The following is an 18425-nucleotide window of genomic DNA, read 5'->3' as shown; positions in this document are numbered from 1 at the left end:
TCGTTCTGCTGGCTGGCGTTGCCGGCGGTGACCACGCCGTCCTTCTCGATCGGCTTCAGCTTGCCGAGGCTCTCGGCCGTGGCGTCGGCGCGGACCCCCTCGTCCTGGGCGAAGACGATCGGATCGCCCTTCTTCTGCTTGACGGAGACCGGCACCACCTCGTCGTCGAACTTGCCCTCGGCCCAGGCCTTGGCGGCGCGCTGGTGGCTCATGGCGGCGTATTCGTCGGAGGCCTCGCGGCTGATCTGGTAGTCGCGGGCCAGGTTGTCGGCGGTTTCGATCATCCCGGAGATCACCCCGAAGCGTTCGATCGGCTGGCTCATCACCCGGCCGCGCGCCAGGCGGTCGTGCAGGGTCACCGAGCCGGCCCGCGCGCCCTTGCGCATGTCGGTGGTGTAGTACTCGGCGTTGCTCATGCTCTCGACGCCGCCGGCGATCACCACGTCGGCGACGCCGGTCTGCACCATCATGGCCGCGTCGATCACCGCCTGCAGGCCGGAGCCGCAGCGGCGGTCCAGCTGGTAGCCGGGGATCTCGATCGGCAGGCCCGCCGCCAGGGCGGACCAGCGGGCGATGCACGGCGCCTCGCCCGAGCCGTAGCCCTGGGCGAAGATCACGTCGTCGATCTTCTGCGGGTCGATCCCGGTGCGCTCCACCAGCGCCCTCAGCACCACCGCGCCGAGCTCGCCGGCGGTGAGGTCCGAAAGCGCTCCCAGGTACTTGCCAACGGCGGTGCGGATGGGGGAGACGATGGCGGCGCGTCGCATGGGGTCCTCGAGCGGGCTGGCTGGCGGCCGGCAAACTAGTGTTTGGATTTGCGAGGGGCAATGGACGGCGGCGCAGAGCAGCTGGAGACCAACTACACCGCCAAGCTCACGCCCGTCACCGAGGGCGAGTGGGCCGGGTGGTTCTGCTATCCCGGCGGCGATCCGTTCGAGGACCACGCCGGGCCGTTCTACTGGACGAAGGATGCCGAGGGACGGCCGCGCTGCGCGTTCCGGGCCGAGCGCAAGCATATGAACGGCGGCGGCTTCCTGCACGGCGGCTGCGTCATGACCTTCGCCGATTTCGCGCTGTTCGTGATCGCCCGCGACGCGATCGCCGGGACTCCGACCGTGACGGCCACCTTCAACTGCGAGCTGGTGGGCACGGCCGGCGTCGGCGCGCTGGTGGAATGCACCGGCGAGGTGGTGAAAGCCGGCCGCTCGATGGTCTTCGTGCGCGGCCTGATCGAGAACGGCGGCGAGCCGATCATGAGCTTCTCGTCGGTGCTGAAGAAGACCACGCCGCGCCGCGGCTAAGCTGGACTCCTGACCCCATATGACCTCCTGATTGCGGCAACGCTCTTCGGGAGGAGCGCGCGATGATCGAGGCGGCGTGCCATTGCGGGGCGGTGAAGCTCACCGTCGAGACCGCGCCCACGGAAGTGACCGAGTGCAACTGCTCGATCTGCCGGAGGCTGGGCGCGCGCTGGGCCTATTATTCGCCGTCGGAGGTGAAGATCACCAAGCAGGGGATGACCCAGCCCTACGTCTGGGGGGACCGGATGCTGGCTTTCCACCGCTGCAAGACCTGCGGGGTGACCACCCACTGGCAGAGCCTGGACGGGGCCCAGAAGCGCATGGCGATCAACGCCCGCAACGTCGACGGGCTCGACTGGGACAAGATCCGCATCCGCCATTTCGACGGCGCGAACACCTGGGATTATATGGACTAGCGCGGAGCCACGCGCGCATATCCCGCGCCCATGCCCCTGCTCTCGGTCCTCGATCTGTCGCCCGTGACCGCCGGCGCCACCCAGGCCCAGGCGGTGCGCGAGACGATCGAGGTCGCCAAGGCGGCGGAGCGGCTGGGCTTTCACCGCTTCTGGGTCGCCGAGCACCACAACATCCGCGGCCTGGGCTCGCCCAACCCGGAGATCCTCATCGCGGCGCTCAGCCAGGCCACCAGCCGCATCCGGCTGGGTTCGGGCGGCGTGATGCTGGTCAACTACTCGCCGCTGAAGGTCGCCGAGACCTTCATGGAGCTGGAGGCGCTGGCGCCCGGGCGGATCGACCTGGGGCTTGGCCGCGCGCTGGGGGCCGATCCGCGCACCGGCGGGGCGCTGCGCTCGGTGGGCTCGGAGGCCTTCCCGCGCTACCTCGCCCTGCTCTCGGCCTGGCTGCTGGACGCGGCGGGCAAGGAGCCGATCGGCGACGAGCACCCGCTGCACGGCATCCACGCCAGCCCCGCCGGCCCATCGCATCCGGAGCTGTTCATGCTCTGCTCGTCGGCGGAGAGCGCGGTGTTCGCGGGCCAGGCCGGCATCGGCATGGTGTTCGCCGAGTTCATCGCCCGCGCCGATGGCGATCAGGCGGTCGCGGCGTACCGCCAGGCCTTCCAGCCCTCCGCGTTCCGACAGCAGCCCTGGGCGGGGATCGCGCTGATCGCCTTCGCCGCCGACGAGGCCGACGAGGCCTGGCGGCTCGACGCGCCGCGGCGGGCGGCGAGCGTCGCCATGCTGGAAGGCGCGCGCCAACGCTTCCCCGACGTGGCCGAGGCGATGGCCTATCTGGCCGACCGGAGCGCCTCGCCGGCCCTGCAGATGATCGAGGCGCGCACGATCGCCGCCGATCCCATGACCGTGCTGGGGCGGCTGGCGGAGAAGACCCGCACCAGCCGGGCCGACGAGCTGTTCATCATGGCCACCGGCCCCTCGCTCGCCGCCCGCATCCATTCGCTGGAGCTGCTGAGGCCGGACTAAGGCAGGCTCAGCCGGAGCTTCGTCGCTCCGGCGGCGGAGCGGCGTCGAAGTCGATGTCCTCAGCGCGCCCGGAATCCGGCCGACGGCGGTCGCCCTGATAGGCCGCAACCGCTGGAGCGACCTGCCGCGTGTCGAGCCCCAGGTCCGCGCAGAGCGTCTCGACCTGGGCTCCGATCTCCTCGAGCAGGAACTCCGGGGAGAGCGCGGCCTCGTCCAGACTGTCGTCCAGCAGGGCGAGCGCCTCGTCGGCCTCATCGCTGTCGCGCTCGTGCTCGGTGTAGATGGCGCGGGTGACCGCGGCGGCGAGCCGATCCTTGCGGACCTCGACCTGCCGGGCCCGGGCGTCGCGCGCCTCCTGGGCCGCCTCGCGCGCCAGCTTCTGCCGGGCCTGGGCGAGCTTGCTCTCCAGCGCCAGGCACTGGCGCACGGAGCGGGTCATCCGCGAGAGCGCCAGGCCGAGCGCGGCCGCCGACTCGTCCGCTTCGGCGCGGGACAGCCGCTCGCCGAGCTCCCGGGCGGCGGTCAGCGCCACCGCCGTCAGCTCCTTCAGCACGGCCTCGTGCCGGCCAGCCATGTCCGCCAGATCGGTCATCGGCGGATTAGAACATAACGGGAACAAACGGTCAAGGATTCGCGCGAGTCCGTTCGCGATGGACCGGCGAGGCCGGCGCACCAGGCTAGGCTGGCGCGCCCGCCGGCGCGGGCCGGCCTGAACGTCCGACCAGGAACCAGCGCTCGAGTCCGTAGTGGGAAACGGCGCCCGCCGCGAGGCTGAGCGCCATGAGTCCGGCTGCGGCGACGAAATTGGCAGGAAAGTCGAAGGCCCAGGCGATGGGGATATGCCAGAGATAGGCGCCGTAAGAGATCCGGCCCACGAACCGCAGCGGCGCGGCGGCCAGGAGCCTGGGCGGATCGGTGAGCACGAGGGCCGCCAGGAGTTCGGCCACCGGCGTCTGCAGGACGAAGCCCTGGGTCGAATGCCCGGCGACGATCAGTAGGCCGAGCGCCGCGAGGGCGCCGCCGCCCCAGCGGATCGGCCATGGCCGGAACGCCAGCGCCGAGCCCAGCAGGAGCCCGGTCGCGTGCAGCGGGGTGAAGTAGTAGGCGCTGGCGTGCGCGGGCCAGGCCGTCTCCCAACCCCATCGCGCCACGGTCAGCACGGCCCAGGCCGCGACCAGCAGCTGCACCGCCCGCCTTCGGCTCAGGCGTGACAGCAGGCCGATCACCAGCGGCCAGCCGATGTAGAATTGTTCCTCGATCGCCAGGGACCAGGTGTGGGAGAGCGGCGTGTCGGCCGGCCAGAAGGTCTCGCGCAGGTTGGTCACGTAGAAGGCCGCCGTGGCGGCGTCGAGCCACCGGCGATTCGCGAACTGCGGCCATAGGATCGGGCCCAGCGCGACATAGACCGCCAGCAGAAGGAACAGCGCCGGCAGCAGCCGCCGCGCCCGCCGGGCGAGGAAGGCGCCGTATCTTATCCCGCCCTCTTCGGCCTGGCCGAGCAGGATAGACGTGATCAGGTACCCGGAGAGAACGAAGAAAATATCGACGCCAAACGAGCCGCCGGTCGCCAGCGGCCTCGCGAAGTGGAAGCCCATCACCGCGAAGATCGCGATGGCGCGCAGTCCGTCGAGCTCTGGCCGGTACCTCAAAGCCACGCCCGCACCTAACCACGAGTCGGGCCGGCGGCGGGCGAGCGGCCCTGGCTTCTAGGCCGGCTCCCTCTGCGGCATGCCGGCTTTGGCGCCGGGCCGGTCGCGCATCACCGCCATCCAGCGGCCGAGGTGGGACAGGTCCTCCGGCGGGAGGAGCTTGATCATCCGGCCGAAGTCGATGCCGATGTAGGCGATGATATCGGCGACGGTGAAGCGGGGACCGCCCAGCCATTCGCTCTCGGACAGACGGCGGTCGAGGATCCGGCAGGCGCGAAGCGCGGACTGCTTGTTGTACTCGGCGATCACCGGATCCTGCTTCTCAAGGGCGGCGAGCGCGGGATGGGTGTGCCGCACGCCCAGCATCATGGGGGTGGCGACCAGCATCTCGCCGCGGCGCATCCACATCTCGATGATCGCCGTCTCCTTCGCATCGCGTCCGAACAGGTTGGGCTCGGGATAGAGGCTCTCCAGGTAGCGGCAGACGGCGACCGATTCCGTGATCACCGTGCCGTCGTCCAGCTCCAGGGCCGGTACGTTGGCGAGCCCCGCCTTGGCCAAGTACTCCGGCGTCTTGTGCTCGCCGGCGATCAGGTTGAGCGTGACGATCTCGAGGTCGGTGACGCCCTTCTCCGCCAGGAACCAGCGCACCCGGCGCGGATTGGGGGCGAGCGGCGTGTCGTAGAGCTTCATGGCGGGCCTCCGCTTGCTGCGCTGCAACAGGAAACCCCGGCCAGCGGCGACGTCAACGGTAACCCTGGGTCACCCGAACAGGGCCTGCGGCATGGCGCCGACGATCGAGGCGGTCAGGCAGGTGGCGAGGAAGCCCGCCGCCATCGCCTTCCAGACCATGCCCACCACCTCGGCGCGGCGCTGCGGCACGAGGACGGAATAGCCGGCGAGGTTGATGCCGACGGAGGCGACGTTGGCGAAGCCGCAGAGCGCATAGGTCATGATCACCCGCGTGCGCGGCTCGATCGCGCCGAACGGCACGGCGCCCAGCCGGATGAAGGCGGTGAACTCGGTCAGCACCAGCTTGACGCCCAGCAGCGAGCCCGCGAGGCCGGCATCCTTCCAGTTGATTCCCATGGCCCAGGCGAGCGGGGCGAAGATCACGCCCAGGCCGCGCTCCACCGACAGCGGCGCGCCGCCCGCCGGCGGGGCGAGGCCCAGGAGGCCGTTGACCATCGCCACCAGCGCCACGAACACGATCAGGGTCGCGGCGACGTTCATGACGATGGCCAGCCCATCGGAGGTCCCGCGGATCAGCGCGTCGACCGAGGAGTCGTAGACCTTCTCCGCATCCGGCTCGAGCGCCTGCGGCTGCTCGGCTTCGGCATCGCGCGGCACCAGGATGCGGGCCAAGAGCACGCCGGCCGGGGCGGAGATGATCGAGGCGGTGAGCACGTGGGCGGCCGCGTTCGGCAGCACGCCCTTCAGGATCGTCGCGTAGGCCACCATGGTCGAGCCCGAGACGCAGCTCATGCCCACGGTGATCAGCATGAACAGCTCCGAGCGCGAGAGGCTCGCCAGATAGCTGCGGATGAAGATCGGGCCTTCGACCTGGCCCATGAAGATGGTGGCGGCGGTCGCGAGCGCGGGCGCCCCGCGCAGGCCCATGGTCTTCTCGAACACCACGCCGAAGCCGCGCGTGATCCACTTCAGGATGCGCCAGTGCCAGAGCAGCGCCGCCAGTGCGCAGACCACCAGGATCACCGGCAGCACGCGGAACGCGAAGACGAACAGGCCGCCGGGATTGGTGAGGGCATAGGGCTGGTCCGGCGTGCCCGCCAGGAACCCGAAGACGAAGGCGACGCCCGCCTGGGTGCTGGCTGAGAGCCCGTCGACGGCCTGGCCGGCGCCGGCCAGCCCCGCCCGCAGCGCCGGAAAACCGAACAGCGCGGCCACCAGGATGGCCTGCAGGGCGATCGCTCCGAGCGCGAGCTTCCACGGGAACGCCCGGCGGTTCTCCGAGGCGGCCCAGCACAGCGCCAGGATCACGGCCAGGCCCACCAGGCTCTGCGCGTTCTGCGGACCGAACATGCTGCGAAACCCACCCCACGCCCGCAGAGTCGCGGGCCCCCCGGGGATTGGCGCTGAGAAGCCGCCCGCGTGCAAGCCGGCGGCCGAAGGACCGGATTACGAAGGTTTAATCCCGCCTGCCGCATCCGCGCCCTCGTCTCGGCGCCTCCTAACAGGCGAGCGCATCCCGCGACCGGCCGAGCCTGCGTCTTACGGCGATTTAACTGGCCCCTCCCCGGCCGCGGCGACATCTCCCGCGCTCACCAAGAGGGCGTCGCGCAGCATGTCTCTGGCCTTGTCCACCCTGTTCTACGAGTGGCGCCGCTACACCGCCGCGGTGGTGGCGCTGGCCTTCTCGGGCCTCCTGATCCTGGCCCAGGTCGGCATGTTCACCGGCATCGTCCAGGGCATCACCGCCACCATCGACCGTTCCCGCGCCGACATCATGGTGCTGGGGCCGAAGGTCACCGCGATGATCGACTCCGGGCCGGGTTCCGGCGTGCCGAAGCGGGTCGCGCCGCAGATCTACATGAACCCCGAGGTGGTGGAGGTCGAGCCGCTCGACGGCGGCGGCGGCATGTGGATCAACACCCCCAAGCCTGGCGAGAAGCGCAAGACGGAGTTCGTGCAGACCTGGGGGGTGAACACCCGGAAGGGGTCGGTGAGCCTTCCGGTCGACTACTCCGAGGCGACCCGCATCGCCCTGCAGGAGCCGTTCGCGGTGGCGATCGATCGAACGAGCCTCGCGCGGCTCGGCGTGAAGCTGGGCGACACCGCGACCTTGAACAAGCACTCCGTGCGCGTGGCCGCCGTCCTCGACGGCTATCCCAGCATCAATCAGGTCAATGTGGTGATGTCCAAGGACACGCTCCGCATGCTGGGGATGGACGACCCCAACAGCCAGCGGGATGGGCCCCTCATGGTCCGCATCCGCGATCCGCAGAAGGCCACGCAAGTCCGAGACCAGCTCAACGCCACCAGCCACGGGCTCTATCGCGCCTGGACCCGCGCGGAGCTCTCGAAGGCCAACCAGGGCGCGCTGATGAGGGAGCAGATCATCGGCGTGTTCCTCGGCTTCTCGGTGTTCCTGGGCTTCCTGATCGGCGTCGGCATCACCTCCCAGACGCTGCGCGGCGCCGTCCTGGCCAACATCAAGGAACTGGCGAGCCTTCGGGCGCTCGGCGTCTCCATGGGCTCGCTGCGCAAGCTGGTGCTGGAACTCTCGCTGTGGGTGGGCGTGGTGGGCCTGGGCTTCACGGGCCTGTTCACCTGGCTGGTGTCGCTGCTCGGCAGGAACGCCGGCGTGCCGATGGGCTTCCCGCTCAGATGGATCGTGACCGTCGCGATCCTGCTCCTCGTCATCTCCATCGCCTCGGGCCTGCTCTCCCTGGGCGTGCTCAAGAAAAGTCAGCCCGCGGACCTGTTGAGATGAGCACCCAGACCGCCCTTTCGGCCCACGGCCTCGTCAAGCGGTTCAAGACCGGCCGCAGCCAAATCGAGGTGCTGAAGAGGGTCGACTTCGACGCGCGCCACGGCGAGGTGACCATGGTCATGGGCCCGTCCGGGTCGGGCAAGTCGACGCTGATCGCCTGCCTTTCCGGCCTGCTGAAGCCCGACCAGGGCCAGGTGACCGCCATGGGCGAGGATCTCTGGAACCTGAAGGCCGCCAGGATCGACCGCTTCCGGCTGGACCATTGCGGCTTCATCTTCCAGGGCTTCAACCTGTTCTCGTCGCTGAACGCGCTCGACCAGGTCGCCCTGATCCTGAAATACAAGGGCTTTTCCCGCAGCCAGGCGCGCAAGCGCGCGGCGGTCGCGCTGGACGAGGTCGGGCTGACGCCGCGGCTGCGCCAGCGACCTTCGGAGATGTCCGGCGGCGAGAAGCAACGGGTGGCCATCGCCCGGGCGCTCGCCAAGGACCCGCAGCTCCTGTTCGCCGACGAGCCCACCAGCGCGCTCGACGGCGAGACCGGCCAGGTGATCATCAAGCTGCTGCAGCGGGCGGCCAAGGAGCATGGCGCGGCGGTGGTCTGCGTCACCCACGACCCGCGGCTGGAAGCCTACGCCGACCGCATCATCCACATCGAGGACGGCCAGATCCTCAGCGATCAGCCGGCCACGCGGCCCGCCGCCGCCCCGGCCGTCCCGCAACCCGAGCTCGTCGGAGCCTGAGATCCATGACCGCCATCCTCCGCAAACCGATCATCTGGATCGCCATGGTCGCGCTGCTGCTGGCCGGCGGCGGCTTCAGCATCATGTCCGCCGAGGCCAAGGCCAGGAAGGCGACCGAGGCCAGGCAGGCCGCGGCCGCCGCGCCGAGCCCCTATGTCGCGATCGGAGCCGGCAAGGCCGACGTGGAAGGCGGCATCATCCAGGTCGCCGCGCGGACCGCCGGGGTGGTGCAGCAGGTGCTCGTGCACGAAGGCGACCAGGTCAAGAAGGGCCAGGTGCTGGCGCGCCTGGAGGACGAGCAGCCGCGGCTTGCGGCCCAATCTGCCGCCGCCGAGCTGCAGCAGGCCCGCGCCCAGGTGGAGCTGTTGAAGGTGCAGCTCGCCACCGCCCGGCGGGAGGAGGCGCGGCTGCTGCCGCTGGCGCCCAAGTCGTTCGTCACCAAGCAGGCGCTTGACCAGTCGCACGACGCGGTGCGCCAGGCGCAAGCCAACCTGGACGCGCAGCAGGCGGCGATCGCGACCGCGCAGGCCAAGCTCGACGAGGCGAAATACAATGAGGAGCTGACGGTGATCCGGGCGCCGGCCGACGGGCGGATCGTGCGGCGTTACGCCAATCCCGGCGCCGGCGCATCGACCCTGAATGTCTCGAACATGTTCGACCTCGAGCCGGACGCCGCTCACATCGTCCGGGCGGAGATCACCGAAGGCTCCCTGCCGTTCGTCGCCGTGGGCCAGCCGGTGCAGATGTCGCCGGAAGCCAATCCGGGCCAGATGTTCACCGGCAAGGTGTTGCGCGAGGCGCCGGTGTTCGGCGCGCGCAAGCTGCAGTCGGACGACCCGGCGGAGCGCACCGACGAGCGCGTCGTCGAGGTCGTCGTCTCGGCCGACAGCGCGCCGTTCCTGATCGGCCAGCGGGTGCTCGTGAAGTTCATGCGCCAGCAGCAGGCGCAGGCCCGGACCGTTCCGCGGGGATAGCCCATCGCCGCTTGCCCGCCCTGACCGCTTCGCGGTCTGTGCCTCCCCCATTACGGAGGGACGCTTGACGGCTGCCTCTGCCGCGCCGCACAAGGCGCGCCGCAGCGCAACGCGAGAGGTTCCTCATGGCGGACATCCGCTTCGACGGCAAAGTGGCCATCGTCACCGGCGCGGGCGGCGGGCTCGGCCGCCAGCACGCCCTCGAGCTCGCCCGCCGCGGGGCCAGGGTGGTGGTCAACGACCTCGGCGGCTCGGTCGACGGCTCCGGCGGCGGTTCGGAGGCGTCGCATCGGGTGGTGGAGGAGATCAAGGCGCTGGGCGGCGAGGCGATCGCCAACGGCTCCTCGGTGACCGACGACGCGGGCGTCCAGCGCATGGTCAAGGACGCCATGGACGCCTGGGGCCGCATCGACATCCTGGTCGCCAACGCCGGCGTGCTGCGCGACAAGACCTTCGCCAAGATGGAGATCGCCGACTTCGAGTTCGTGCTCGGCGTCCACCTGATGGGCACGGTCAAGCCGGCCAAGGCCGTCTGGGAGATCATGCGCGAGCAGAACTACGGGCGGATCGTGGTGACCACCTCGTCCTCCGGGCTGTACGGCAACTTCGGCCAGTCGAACTACGGCGCCGCCAAGATGGGCGTCATCGGCCTGATGAACACGTTGAAGCTCGAGGGGCAGAAGAACAACATCCACGTCAACGCCATCTCGCCGGTGGCCGCCACCCGGATGACCGAGAACCTGATGCCGCCGGAGATCCTGGAGCGGCTGAAGCCGGAGTTCGTGACCCCGGCGGTGGTGTTCCTGTGCTCGGAGGAGGCGCCCACGGGCACCATCCTGACCGCCGGCGCCGGCGCCTTCGCCTGCGCGCGGATCGTCGAGACCGAGGGCGTCTACCTGGGCGACGGCGGCCTCTCGGCGGAAGAGGTGCGCGACAACCTGAGCAAGATCACCGATGCGGCCGGCCAGAAGGCCTATGTCGCCGGCGGCGAGCAAACCCAGAAGTTCTTCCGCAAGATGTCCGGGAGCGAAGCGTAGACGGATTCCGCCGAGCGTCGCGACGCTTCAAGCTTCAGCTTGGCCCCCGCCCTTCGCCGGTCTCCTCTTCGCTTGGCTCGGGAAATTACACGGAATCCACTTGCCTGAGCCCAGGTGATCGCGCGTAACCTGAGGGCCGATCGGGTCCGCCAGAGACCCGACAACCCCAGGAGACGCCGCTTGCCCAAGGCCCCCCGCACCGACGCCGGTCGTCTGTCCATCTTCTCGGCCCTGGCGTTCGCCTGCGCCTACCTGCCGTTCGCGGCGCTGAACACTTCGGTCGCCGTGCAGCTGCCGCCGTTCTTCTCCAAGGACCTCGGGGTCGGTCTGGCGGTCGGCGGCCTGTTCGGGCTCGTGCGGCTGATCGACATCCCGATCGACCCTGCGCTCGGGCTGATGATGGACCGCACGCGCACGCCGTTCGGCCGCTATCGGCCCTGGATCATCGTCGGCATCCCGATCCTGATGCTGGCGCTCTACATGCTCTACCAGGCGCCCGTCGGCGTGACCCGCGGCACGCTGATGATCTGGCTGCTGGTCATGTACCTCGGCACCTCGATCCTGGTGCTGGGAGTCAACTCCTGGGCTTCGTCGCTGGCCAGCACCTACCAGGACCGCTCGCGGATCTTCGGCATCATGTCGGCGCTCGGGGTGGCCGGCTCCGCCACGGTGATGCTGATCCCGGTCGTGGTCGGGCGGGTCAGCGGCGGCGGCGAGGCGGCGAGCGTGCGCGCCGTGGGCTGGTTCCTCGCGGGCCTCGCGCCGATCGCGATCGGCTTCGCGGTGCTGAACACGCCGGAGAGGATCGTCGGCGGCGCGCATGCCGCGCGCTTCACCCTGCGGGACTACCTCAGCCTGGTGACCCGGCCGAACGTGCTGCGCATCCTGGCCGCCGACCTTGCTGTCACCCTCGGGCCGGGCTGGATGGCCGCGCTCTACATCTTCTACTGGGAGGCCTCGCGGCGGGTCAGCTTCGGCATGTCGAACCTGCTCCTGGTGATCTACATCCTGGCCGGCCTGGTGGGCGCGCCGGTCACCGCCTTGCTCGCCAACCGGATCGGCAAGCACCGGGCGCTGATCGTCTCGACAACGCTCTACTCGCTGTTCCTGATCATCATTCCGCTGACCCCCAAGGGCGCGTGGATCCCCTCGGTGCCGATCATGTTCTGCCTGGGCGCGTTCGCCGCCGGCTTCGTGGTCACGATCCGCGCCATCACCGCCGACGTGGGCGACGAGATCCGCCTGGAGAAGGGCAGCCACCAGATGGGCCTGCTCTACGCCCTGACCAGCGCCACCTCGAAGGTGGCGGGCGCCTTCTCGATCACCTTCACCTTCAAGGTGCTGCAGATGATCGGCTACGACCCCAAGCTGGGACCGGCCAACGGCCCGGCCCAGATCCACGGGCTGGAGCTGGCCTTCATCGTCGGGCCGATCTTCTTCGTCATGGCGGGCGGCGCCTGCTTCCTGGGCTACAAGCTGACCGCCGACAAGCACGCCGACATCCGCCGCCAGCTCGACGAGCGCGACGCCGTCTATGCCGAACCGGCTGCCGTCGAAGCGGCGACAGGCGGCGCCATGGAGCCCCTGGCCACCCCGCCCAACGCCTGATGTTGCGCGACGGAAATGCCTTGCGCCGCCTCACGCGCCGCGCTTCCCTGACCCGATTAGCGCCCCGCCAGAGGGCGACCATTGATTTTTTGAGGAGACGCTCTTGACCGCCACCCCCTCCGCATCCGGGGGCCGCTCGCTGCCGTTCCCGCGGCTGCTGGCCTTCTCGACCGGAAGCACGCCGGTCTACATCATGGCGATCCTGGTCGGCGTCTACCTGCCGAAGTTCTACGCCGGCCACATCGGGCTGACCCTCCTGGCCCTCGGCGGGGTGATGGCGACGGTGCGGCTGACCGACCTGGGCTTCGACCTCGCCCTCGGCTGGCTGATGGACAAGACCCACACGCGCTTCGGCCGCTATCGGCCCTGGTATGCGGCCGGCTTGCCGATCTTCGCCATCGCCGCCTATCAGCTGTTCAACCCCCCGGCCGGCGCCGGGACGAGCTACCTCTTCATCTGGCTGATCGTGGTCTACATCGGCTACTCGATGCTGGCGCTGGCGCACTCGGCCTGGGCCTCGCGGATCGCCGGCGCCTACCACGAGCGGTCGCGGCTGTTCGGCTGGATGCAGTGCATGGCGGTGCTCGGCACCTCGTCCATCCTGGCCCTGCCGCTGGTCACCGGCGGCCGCATCAACCCGGCGGTCTCCACGACCATGGGCGCGGTCGGCTGGGTGGTGATCGGGGTCGCGCTGGTCGTCGTGCCGCTGACCCTGTTCGCCGCCCACGAGCCGGTCACGGCCGAGATCAAGAAGGAGCGGACGACCGTCCAGGACTACCTGGCGGTGATCACCACGCCCTCGATGTACCGGCTGATCATCGCCGAGCTGTGCCTGGTGCTCGGCCCGGGCGTGACGGGGCCGATCTACCTGTTCTTCTTCCACGACGCGAAGGGCTTCGCTTTCACGGTCGTGAACCTGCTCCTGATCCCCTACATGAGCGCCGGCCTGCTGGGCGCGCCCGTCTGGGCGCGCGTCGCCGTGAAGCTCGGGAAGGGCAGGACGGTCCAGCTCGCCTGCGTCTGCTACGCGATCACCCAGACCGCGCTGATGGCCATCCCGGCCAAGCTGTTCTGGCCGACCTTCGCGGGCATGTTCGCGGTGGGCTTCTGCGCCAGCGCCTTCCTGTTCCTGCTGCAGGCCATGGTCGCCGACGTCGGCGACGAGGTGCGGCTGAAGACCGGCAAGGAGCGGCAGGGCATCCTCTACGCCTTCGTGACCATGACCCAGAAGCTGGGGTCGTCGATGACCGTCTCGGTGATTTTCCCGATCCTGGCGGCGGTCGGCTACAACGCCAAGGAGACGGCGGTGAACACGCCCGCGGCCATCCACGGCCTGGAGATGTGCTACCTGTTCGCCCCGATCATCCTGGTCGCGGCCGGCGGGCTGCTGCTCATCGGCTACAAGCTGACGCCGCAGCGCCACGCCCAGATCCGCGCCGATCTCGCGGCGCTCGAGGCCGCCTCGCTGGCGGGCGCCGAGGTCAGCCTGACCGGCGAACCGGCGGAGGAGTCCCCCATCGCGGCTGAATAAGCACATGGCCGGACCGCCTCATCAGAGGGCGGCCGCCGGGAGGAGACGCCCATGACGACCGCCACGTCACAGAGAAGCGACCGGCTTCCCCTGTCCCGGCTGCTCGCCTTCTCGGCCGGTTCCATTCCCGGCGCCATGACCCTGGGGATGATGGGAGTCTACCTGCCCCGCTTCTACGCGGCCCACCTGGGCATCAGCCTGCTGACGCTCGGCGGCGCCATCGCGGTGATCCGGCTCTCGGACATCGGGGTCGACCTGGGCCTCGGCTGGCTGATGGACAAGACCAAGACGGCGATCGGCCGCTTCAAGCCCTGGTACCTCGCGGGCCTGCCGGTGGCGGTGATCGCCATCTACATGGTGTTCAACCCGCCCGCAGGCGCGGGCGTCCAGTACCTGCTCCTGTGGTATTTCGTCCTCTACGTCGCCTACTCGATGCTGGCGCTGTCGCACTTCGCCTGGGCCGGATCGCTGTCGCGCGACTACGACGAGCGGTCGCGGATCTTCGGCTGGCTGATCGGCATCGCCGTGCTGGGCGGCGTCTTCACCAACATCCTGCCGCTGATCACGCACGGCCGGATCAGTCCGGCGGACTCCGCCAGCGTGCCGATCATCAGCTGGATCATCATCGGCTTCGCGGTAGTCCTGATGCCGATCGCGGTGCTGTTCGCGCCCGAGCGGATCGCGCCAGTGGCCAAGAAGGAGCGGCTGACGCTCCGGGACTACTTCGCGGTGATCACCACGCCCGCGATGCTCAGGCTGGTGCTGGCCGACCTGTTCCTGGTGCTGGGGCCGGGCACGACCGGGCCGATCTACGTCTTCTTCTTCCACGACGCGAAGGGCTTCTCGCTCAGGACCGAGGTGCCGATCCTGCTGATCCCCTACACGGCCGCGGGGCTGATCGGGGCGCCGATCTGGGGGCGGATCGCGCAGAAGCTCGGCAAGCACCGCACCGTGCAGGTCGCCTGCATCTGCTACGCCATCACCCAGACGATCCTGATGGCGATCCCGGCCAAGCTGTTCTGGCCGACCTTCGTGGGCATGTTCTGCGTAGGCTTCACGGCCTCGGCCTTCCTGCTGCTGGTCCGCGCCATGGTCGCCGACGTGGCCGACCAGCTCAGGCTCGAGACCGGCCAGGAGCGCTCGGGCGTGCTCTACGCCTTCACCACCATGACCCAGAAGTTCGGCTCCTCCATCACCGTCTCGATCGTCTATCCGATCCTGGCGGCGGTGGGCTACGACCCGAAGGAGAGCGCGCACAATACGGCCCACGCCATCTGGGGCCTGGAGATGTGCTACCTGTTCGCGCCGATCATCCTGGTGCTCGTCGGGGGCTCGATGTTCTTCGGCTACACGCTCACCGCCGAGCGTCAGAGAAAGATCCGCGACGACCTGGAGACCCTCGCGGCGAAGGGCGCGGACGCCGCCGAAGAGAGCCTCGTGGGTCCGAGCGAGGCGGCGCCGGCGGCCGAGTAGTCAGGCGAGCGCCTTCGCCATCGCCAGGAACGCCCGGCCGGCGGCGCTGTCCGGCGCCGTCGCGGCGAGCGGACGGCCCGCGTCGCAGGCTTCGCGCAGCGCCACCTCGATCGGCACCTCCGCCAGCAGCGGCACACCCAGGGCCTGCGCCTCCCTGGCCGCCCCGCCCTGGCCGAAGATCGGGATCCGCGCGCCATCTGGACCCTCGAACCAGGCCATGTTCTCGACCACGCCCAGGATCGGCACCTCCAGCTTGCGGAACATCGCGCCTGCGCGGCGGGCGTCGATGAGCGCGATCTCCTGCGGCGTGGAGACGATCACCGCGCCGTCCAGCTTCATGCGCTGCACCAGGGTGAGCTGCACGTCGCCGGTGCCGGGCGGCAGGTCGACGACCAGCACGTCCAGCGGCTCGGCCTCGGTTCCCCAGACGCTGGCCATCATGGTGCGCAGCGCCGAGGTGGCCATCGGCCCCCGCCAGATCGCCGCCGAGCCCGGCTCGACGATGAAGCCGATGGACATCACCTTGACGCCCCAGGCTTCCAGCGGGATCAGCCGCTTGTCGGCGGTGAAGCCAGGCTCCTGGTCGATCCCCAGCATCAGGGGCGCGGACGGCCCGTAGATGTCGGCGTCGAGCAGGCCGGCGCGCAGGCCGAGCGTCGCGAAGGCCGCGGCGAGGTTGACCGCCACGGTGGACTTGCCCACCCCGCCCTTGCCGCTGGCGACGGCGATGACCTTCTTCACGTGCTCCGGCTTCTCGGCCTCGGGCATGCGGCCGAGCCGCGCCTGCGGGTCCTCGGCGACGCGGGCGCGGCGCGGGGCGGTCGCGAAGCTCTTGGCGGGGGCCGCCTCGGCGGTCAGCACCACCTGGGCGGACTGCACGTCGGGCGCCTGGGCCAGGGCCCGCTCGGCGGCGTCGCGGACCGGCTTGTAGCGCTCGACCTGGTCGGCCGGAACCTCCAGCATGAAGGCGGCGCGGCCGGCGCGCAGGACCAGGCCGCGCACCAGGCCGGCGGCCGCCAGTCCGCGGCCCGAGAGCGGGTCCTTCACGGCGTCGAGGGCTTCGAGCACCTGCGCGCGGTCTGGAATGGCGGGATCGCCCATCGAAGCCTCAAGGACGCCAATGACTTGCTTTGGCCGAGAAGGGGTTTCATATCCGGCTGACGAGGCCGCTTTACAAGCCCATCCGCGGGCGGCCGCGACTGGAGTTGCGCTTGACCAAGACGCGTCGCGCCTGATGCCCTGGAACGACAACGCCAATCCCGGCCCATGGGGATCGCCCCCGCCGGACGACGATCGGCGCGAGCCCGCACGGCGGGGCGACCAGGGCGGCCCGCGGGGACCGCGCCGGCCGGAGGGGCCGCCGGAGTTCGAGGCGCTGCTCGAGCGGCTGCGCCGGCGGCTCGGCGGCCTGTTCAGCGGCGGCCCGGGCCAGGGCGTGCGGCCGGGCGCGGTGGCGGCGATCGCCGCCGGCGTCTTCGCGCTGTGGGCGCTGTCCGGCCTCTACATCGTGCAGCCCAACGAGGAGGCGGTGGTCACCACGTTCGGGGCCTATTCGCGCTCGACCGGGCCCGGCCTGCGCTACCACCTGCCCGCGCCGATCGAGCGGGCGGAGAAGGTGCCGGTCACCAACCTGAACCGCATCGACATCGGCGGTGGCCAGAACGCCGACACGCCGGAGGAGAGCCTGATGCTCACCGCCGACGAGAACATCGTGAACCTGACCTTCAGCGTGACCTGGCGCATCAATGATGCGGCCCGCTACATCTTCCAAACCCGCAATCCGGAAGAGGCCGTCAAGGCGGTCGCGGAAAGCGCCATGCGCGAGGTGATCGGCGCCACCGACCTCAACCAGATCATGACCACCGGCCGGGGGCAGGTGGAGACCCAGACGACCGAGTTGATTCAGAAGACCCTGGATGCCTGGGGGGCGGGGGTGAGCGTGGTCGGCGTGCAGATCCGCAGCGCCGGGCCGCCGCCCGACGTCGTGGCCGCCTTCAAGGACGTGACCAAGGCGCAGCAGGACGCCGATTCGGCGGTCAACGAGGCGAACACCTATTCGAACCGGGTGGTGAACGAGGCCAGGGGCGACGCCTCGCGGATCGTGCAGGCCGGCCAGGCCTACCGCGAGCAGGCGGTGCGGGAGGCGGCCGGCGACGCCGCCCGCTTCGATTCCATCGAAACCGAGTACCGCCGCGCCCCCGGCGTGACCCGCGAGCGGCTCTACCTCGAGACCATGGAGCGGGTGCTCGATCACTCGAACAAGGTGGTGGTCTCCGGCAAGGGCACCAACGCGCCGATCGTCCTGCCTCCGGACGTGTTCAAGCCGCGGAGCGCGCCAGCCCCCGCCGCGCCGCCGCAGACCGACCAGCAGGCGCCGCAGGCGCAGGCGGCGCCCTCCAGCGGGGGGCCCAGCCAATGACCCGCAGCTGGATCGGCTGGATCGTCGTGGGCGTCTTCGTGCTCGTGCTCGTCTTCAACACCTTGTTCATCGTCGACCAGCGCGAGAGCGCCATCGTGGTGCGCTTCGGGGATCCGGAGCGGGTGATCAACGCCCCCGGCCACAACGAAGCGGGCCTGCACGTCAAGCAGCCGTTCGTCGAGGACGTGGTGCGGCTGGACCGGCGCAACCTGGGCCAGGAGGTCGACCAGGAGGAGATCCTCTCCTCGGACCAGCAGCGCCTGGTGGTGGACGCCTTCATCCGCTACCGGATCGGCGATCCGCTGCAGTTCTACCGCACGCTGCGGGACGAGCGGACCGCCACGGATCGCATCGACCGGCTGCTCAACTCGACGCTGCGCGACATCCTGGGCTCCACGACACAGAGCGAGATCATCACCACCCGCCGCGCCCAACTCATGGAGGCCTCACGCGCCGAGATGCAGAAGCGCGCCGACGCCGCGCGGTTCGGCATCAAGGTGGTGGACGTGCGCACCAAGCGCGTGGACCTGCCGAGCGACGTGGAAGCCTCCGTCTTCAAGCGCATGCGCACCTCGCGCGAACAGATCGCCGCCCAGACGCGCGGCCAGGGCGAAGCCCAGAAGCGGCAGATCATGGCGACGGCGGACAAGACGGTGACCGTCACGCTCGCCACCGCCACCCAGGAGGCGGAGACCACCCGCGGCCTGGGCGACGCCGCGCGCACCCGCATCTTCGCCCAGGCCTATGGCCGCGACCCGGCGTTCGCGGCCTTCTACCGCTCGATGCAGGCCTATGAC

General features: G+C 70.0%; 18 protein-coding genes. 12 read left to right on the top strand and 6 right to left on the bottom strand.

Going from position 1 to position 18425, the window contains the following annotated elements:
• On the bottom strand, window positions 1-767 hold a 767-nt coding region (locus Q0W60_RS15275; RefSeq protein ID WP_297696940.1), incomplete at its 3' end, for an acetyl-CoA C-acyltransferase.
• A gap of 60 nt (window positions 768-827) precedes the next feature.
• Here Q0W60_RS15275 and Q0W60_RS15270 point away from each other — a divergent pair.
• The 3 genes from Q0W60_RS15270 (at window position 828) to Q0W60_RS15260 (ending at window position 2743) form a co-directional block, all read left to right on the top strand.
• The gene (locus Q0W60_RS15270; protein WP_297696939.1) at window positions 828-1301 is read left to right on the top strand and encodes a PaaI family thioesterase; all 474 of its coding nucleotides are present in this window, start codon (window positions 828-830) and stop codon (window positions 1299-1301) included.
• A 62-nt stretch (window positions 1302-1363) separates the two neighbouring features.
• Window positions 1364-1717, top strand: a complete 354-nt coding sequence (locus tag Q0W60_RS15265; protein WP_297696938.1) for a GFA family protein — start codon at window positions 1364-1366, stop codon at window positions 1715-1717.
• Between the two features lie 30 nt (window positions 1718-1747).
• Window positions 1748-2743, top strand: a complete 996-nt coding sequence (locus tag Q0W60_RS15260; RefSeq protein ID WP_297696937.1) for an MsnO8 family LLM class oxidoreductase — start codon at window positions 1748-1750, stop codon at window positions 2741-2743.
• 7 nt (window positions 2744-2750) lie between these two features.
• Here Q0W60_RS15260 and Q0W60_RS15255 read toward each other — a convergent pair whose 3' ends face one another.
• From Q0W60_RS15255 to Q0W60_RS15240, 4 genes are all read right to left on the bottom strand, one after another.
• A complete protein-coding gene (locus Q0W60_RS15255; protein WP_297696936.1) occupies window positions 2751-3335 on the bottom strand; it encodes a hypothetical protein in 585 nt (194 codons plus the stop codon).
• Window positions 3336-3420: 85 nt separating this feature from the next.
• Window positions 3421-4398 carry an acyltransferase gene (locus Q0W60_RS15250; protein ID WP_297696935.1) on the bottom strand — a complete coding sequence of 326 codons (978 nt, stop codon included), beginning with the start codon at window positions 4396-4398 and terminating at the stop codon, window positions 3421-3423.
• Window positions 4399-4449: 51 nt separating this feature from the next.
• The gene (locus tag Q0W60_RS15245; RefSeq protein ID WP_297696934.1) at window positions 4450-5085 is read right to left on the bottom strand and encodes a glutathione S-transferase family protein; all 636 of its coding nucleotides are present in this window, start codon (window positions 5083-5085) and stop codon (window positions 4450-4452) included.
• Between the two features lie 69 nt (window positions 5086-5154).
• The gene (locus Q0W60_RS15240) at window positions 5155-6435 is read right to left on the bottom strand and encodes a nucleoside transporter C-terminal domain-containing protein (RefSeq protein WP_297696933.1); all 1281 of its coding nucleotides are present in this window, start codon (window positions 6433-6435) and stop codon (window positions 5155-5157) included.
• Window positions 6436-6697: 262 nt separating this feature from the next.
• On the opposite strand from Q0W60_RS15240, the gene Q0W60_RS15235 reads away from it, so the two are divergent.
• The 7 genes from Q0W60_RS15235 to Q0W60_RS15205 all read left to right on the top strand — a co-directional run bounded on the left by Q0W60_RS15235 (window position 6698) and on the right by Q0W60_RS15205 (window position 15209).
• On the top strand, window positions 6698-7846 hold the full coding sequence (locus Q0W60_RS15235; RefSeq protein ID WP_297696932.1) for an ABC transporter permease: 1149 nt from the start codon (window positions 6698-6700) through the stop codon (window positions 7844-7846).
• Window positions 7843-8586 (top strand): ABC transporter ATP-binding protein, encoded by a 744-nt coding sequence (locus Q0W60_RS15230; protein WP_297696931.1) that lies wholly within the window; start codon window positions 7843-7845, stop codon window positions 8584-8586. Before Q0W60_RS15235 ends, Q0W60_RS15230 begins: the two co-directional genes overlap by 4 nt.
• 5 nt (window positions 8587-8591) lie before the next feature.
• Window positions 8592-9560, top strand: a complete 969-nt coding sequence (locus tag Q0W60_RS15225; RefSeq protein WP_297696930.1) for an efflux RND transporter periplasmic adaptor subunit — start codon at window positions 8592-8594, stop codon at window positions 9558-9560.
• A 125-nt stretch (window positions 9561-9685) separates the two neighbouring features.
• Window positions 9686-10597 carry an SDR family NAD(P)-dependent oxidoreductase gene (locus Q0W60_RS15220; protein ID WP_297696929.1) on the top strand — a complete coding sequence of 304 codons (912 nt, stop codon included), beginning with the start codon at window positions 9686-9688 and terminating at the stop codon, window positions 10595-10597.
• A 180-nt stretch (window positions 10598-10777) separates the two neighbouring features.
• Entirely contained in the window at window positions 10778-12205 is a 1428-nt protein-coding gene (locus Q0W60_RS15215) for an MFS transporter (RefSeq protein ID WP_297696928.1), read from the top strand.
• Between the two features lie 103 nt (window positions 12206-12308).
• On the top strand, window positions 12309-13736 hold the full coding sequence (locus Q0W60_RS15210; protein ID WP_297696927.1) for an MFS transporter: 1428 nt from the start codon (window positions 12309-12311) through the stop codon (window positions 13734-13736).
• Window positions 13737-13787: 51 nt separating this feature from the next.
• Entirely contained in the window at window positions 13788-15209 is a 1422-nt protein-coding gene (locus Q0W60_RS15205) for an MFS transporter (protein WP_297696926.1), read from the top strand.
• Here Q0W60_RS15205 and Q0W60_RS15200 read toward each other — a convergent pair whose 3' ends face one another.
• Window positions 15210-16310 carry an Mrp/NBP35 family ATP-binding protein gene (locus Q0W60_RS15200; RefSeq protein WP_297696925.1) on the bottom strand — a complete coding sequence of 367 codons (1101 nt, stop codon included), beginning with the start codon at window positions 16308-16310 and terminating at the stop codon, window positions 15210-15212. It abuts the gene before it with no gap.
• A gap of 133 nt (window positions 16311-16443) precedes the next feature.
• Between Q0W60_RS15200 and hflK the strand changes: the two genes are divergently transcribed.
• A complete protein-coding gene (hflK, locus tag Q0W60_RS15195) occupies window positions 16444-17628 on the top strand; it encodes an FtsH protease activity modulator HflK (RefSeq protein WP_297696924.1) in 1185 nt (394 codons plus the stop codon).
• On the top strand, window positions 17625-18425 hold an 801-nt coding region (locus Q0W60_RS15190; RefSeq protein ID WP_297696923.1), incomplete at its 3' end, for a protease modulator HflC. The genes hflK and Q0W60_RS15190, both read left to right, overlap by 4 nt.

The organism is Phenylobacterium sp. (assembly GCF_025934275.1).
Taxonomy (GTDB): Bacteria; Pseudomonadota; Alphaproteobacteria; order Caulobacterales; family Caulobacteraceae; genus Phenylobacterium.
This window is presented reverse-complemented; position numbering and strand designations above follow the sequence as displayed.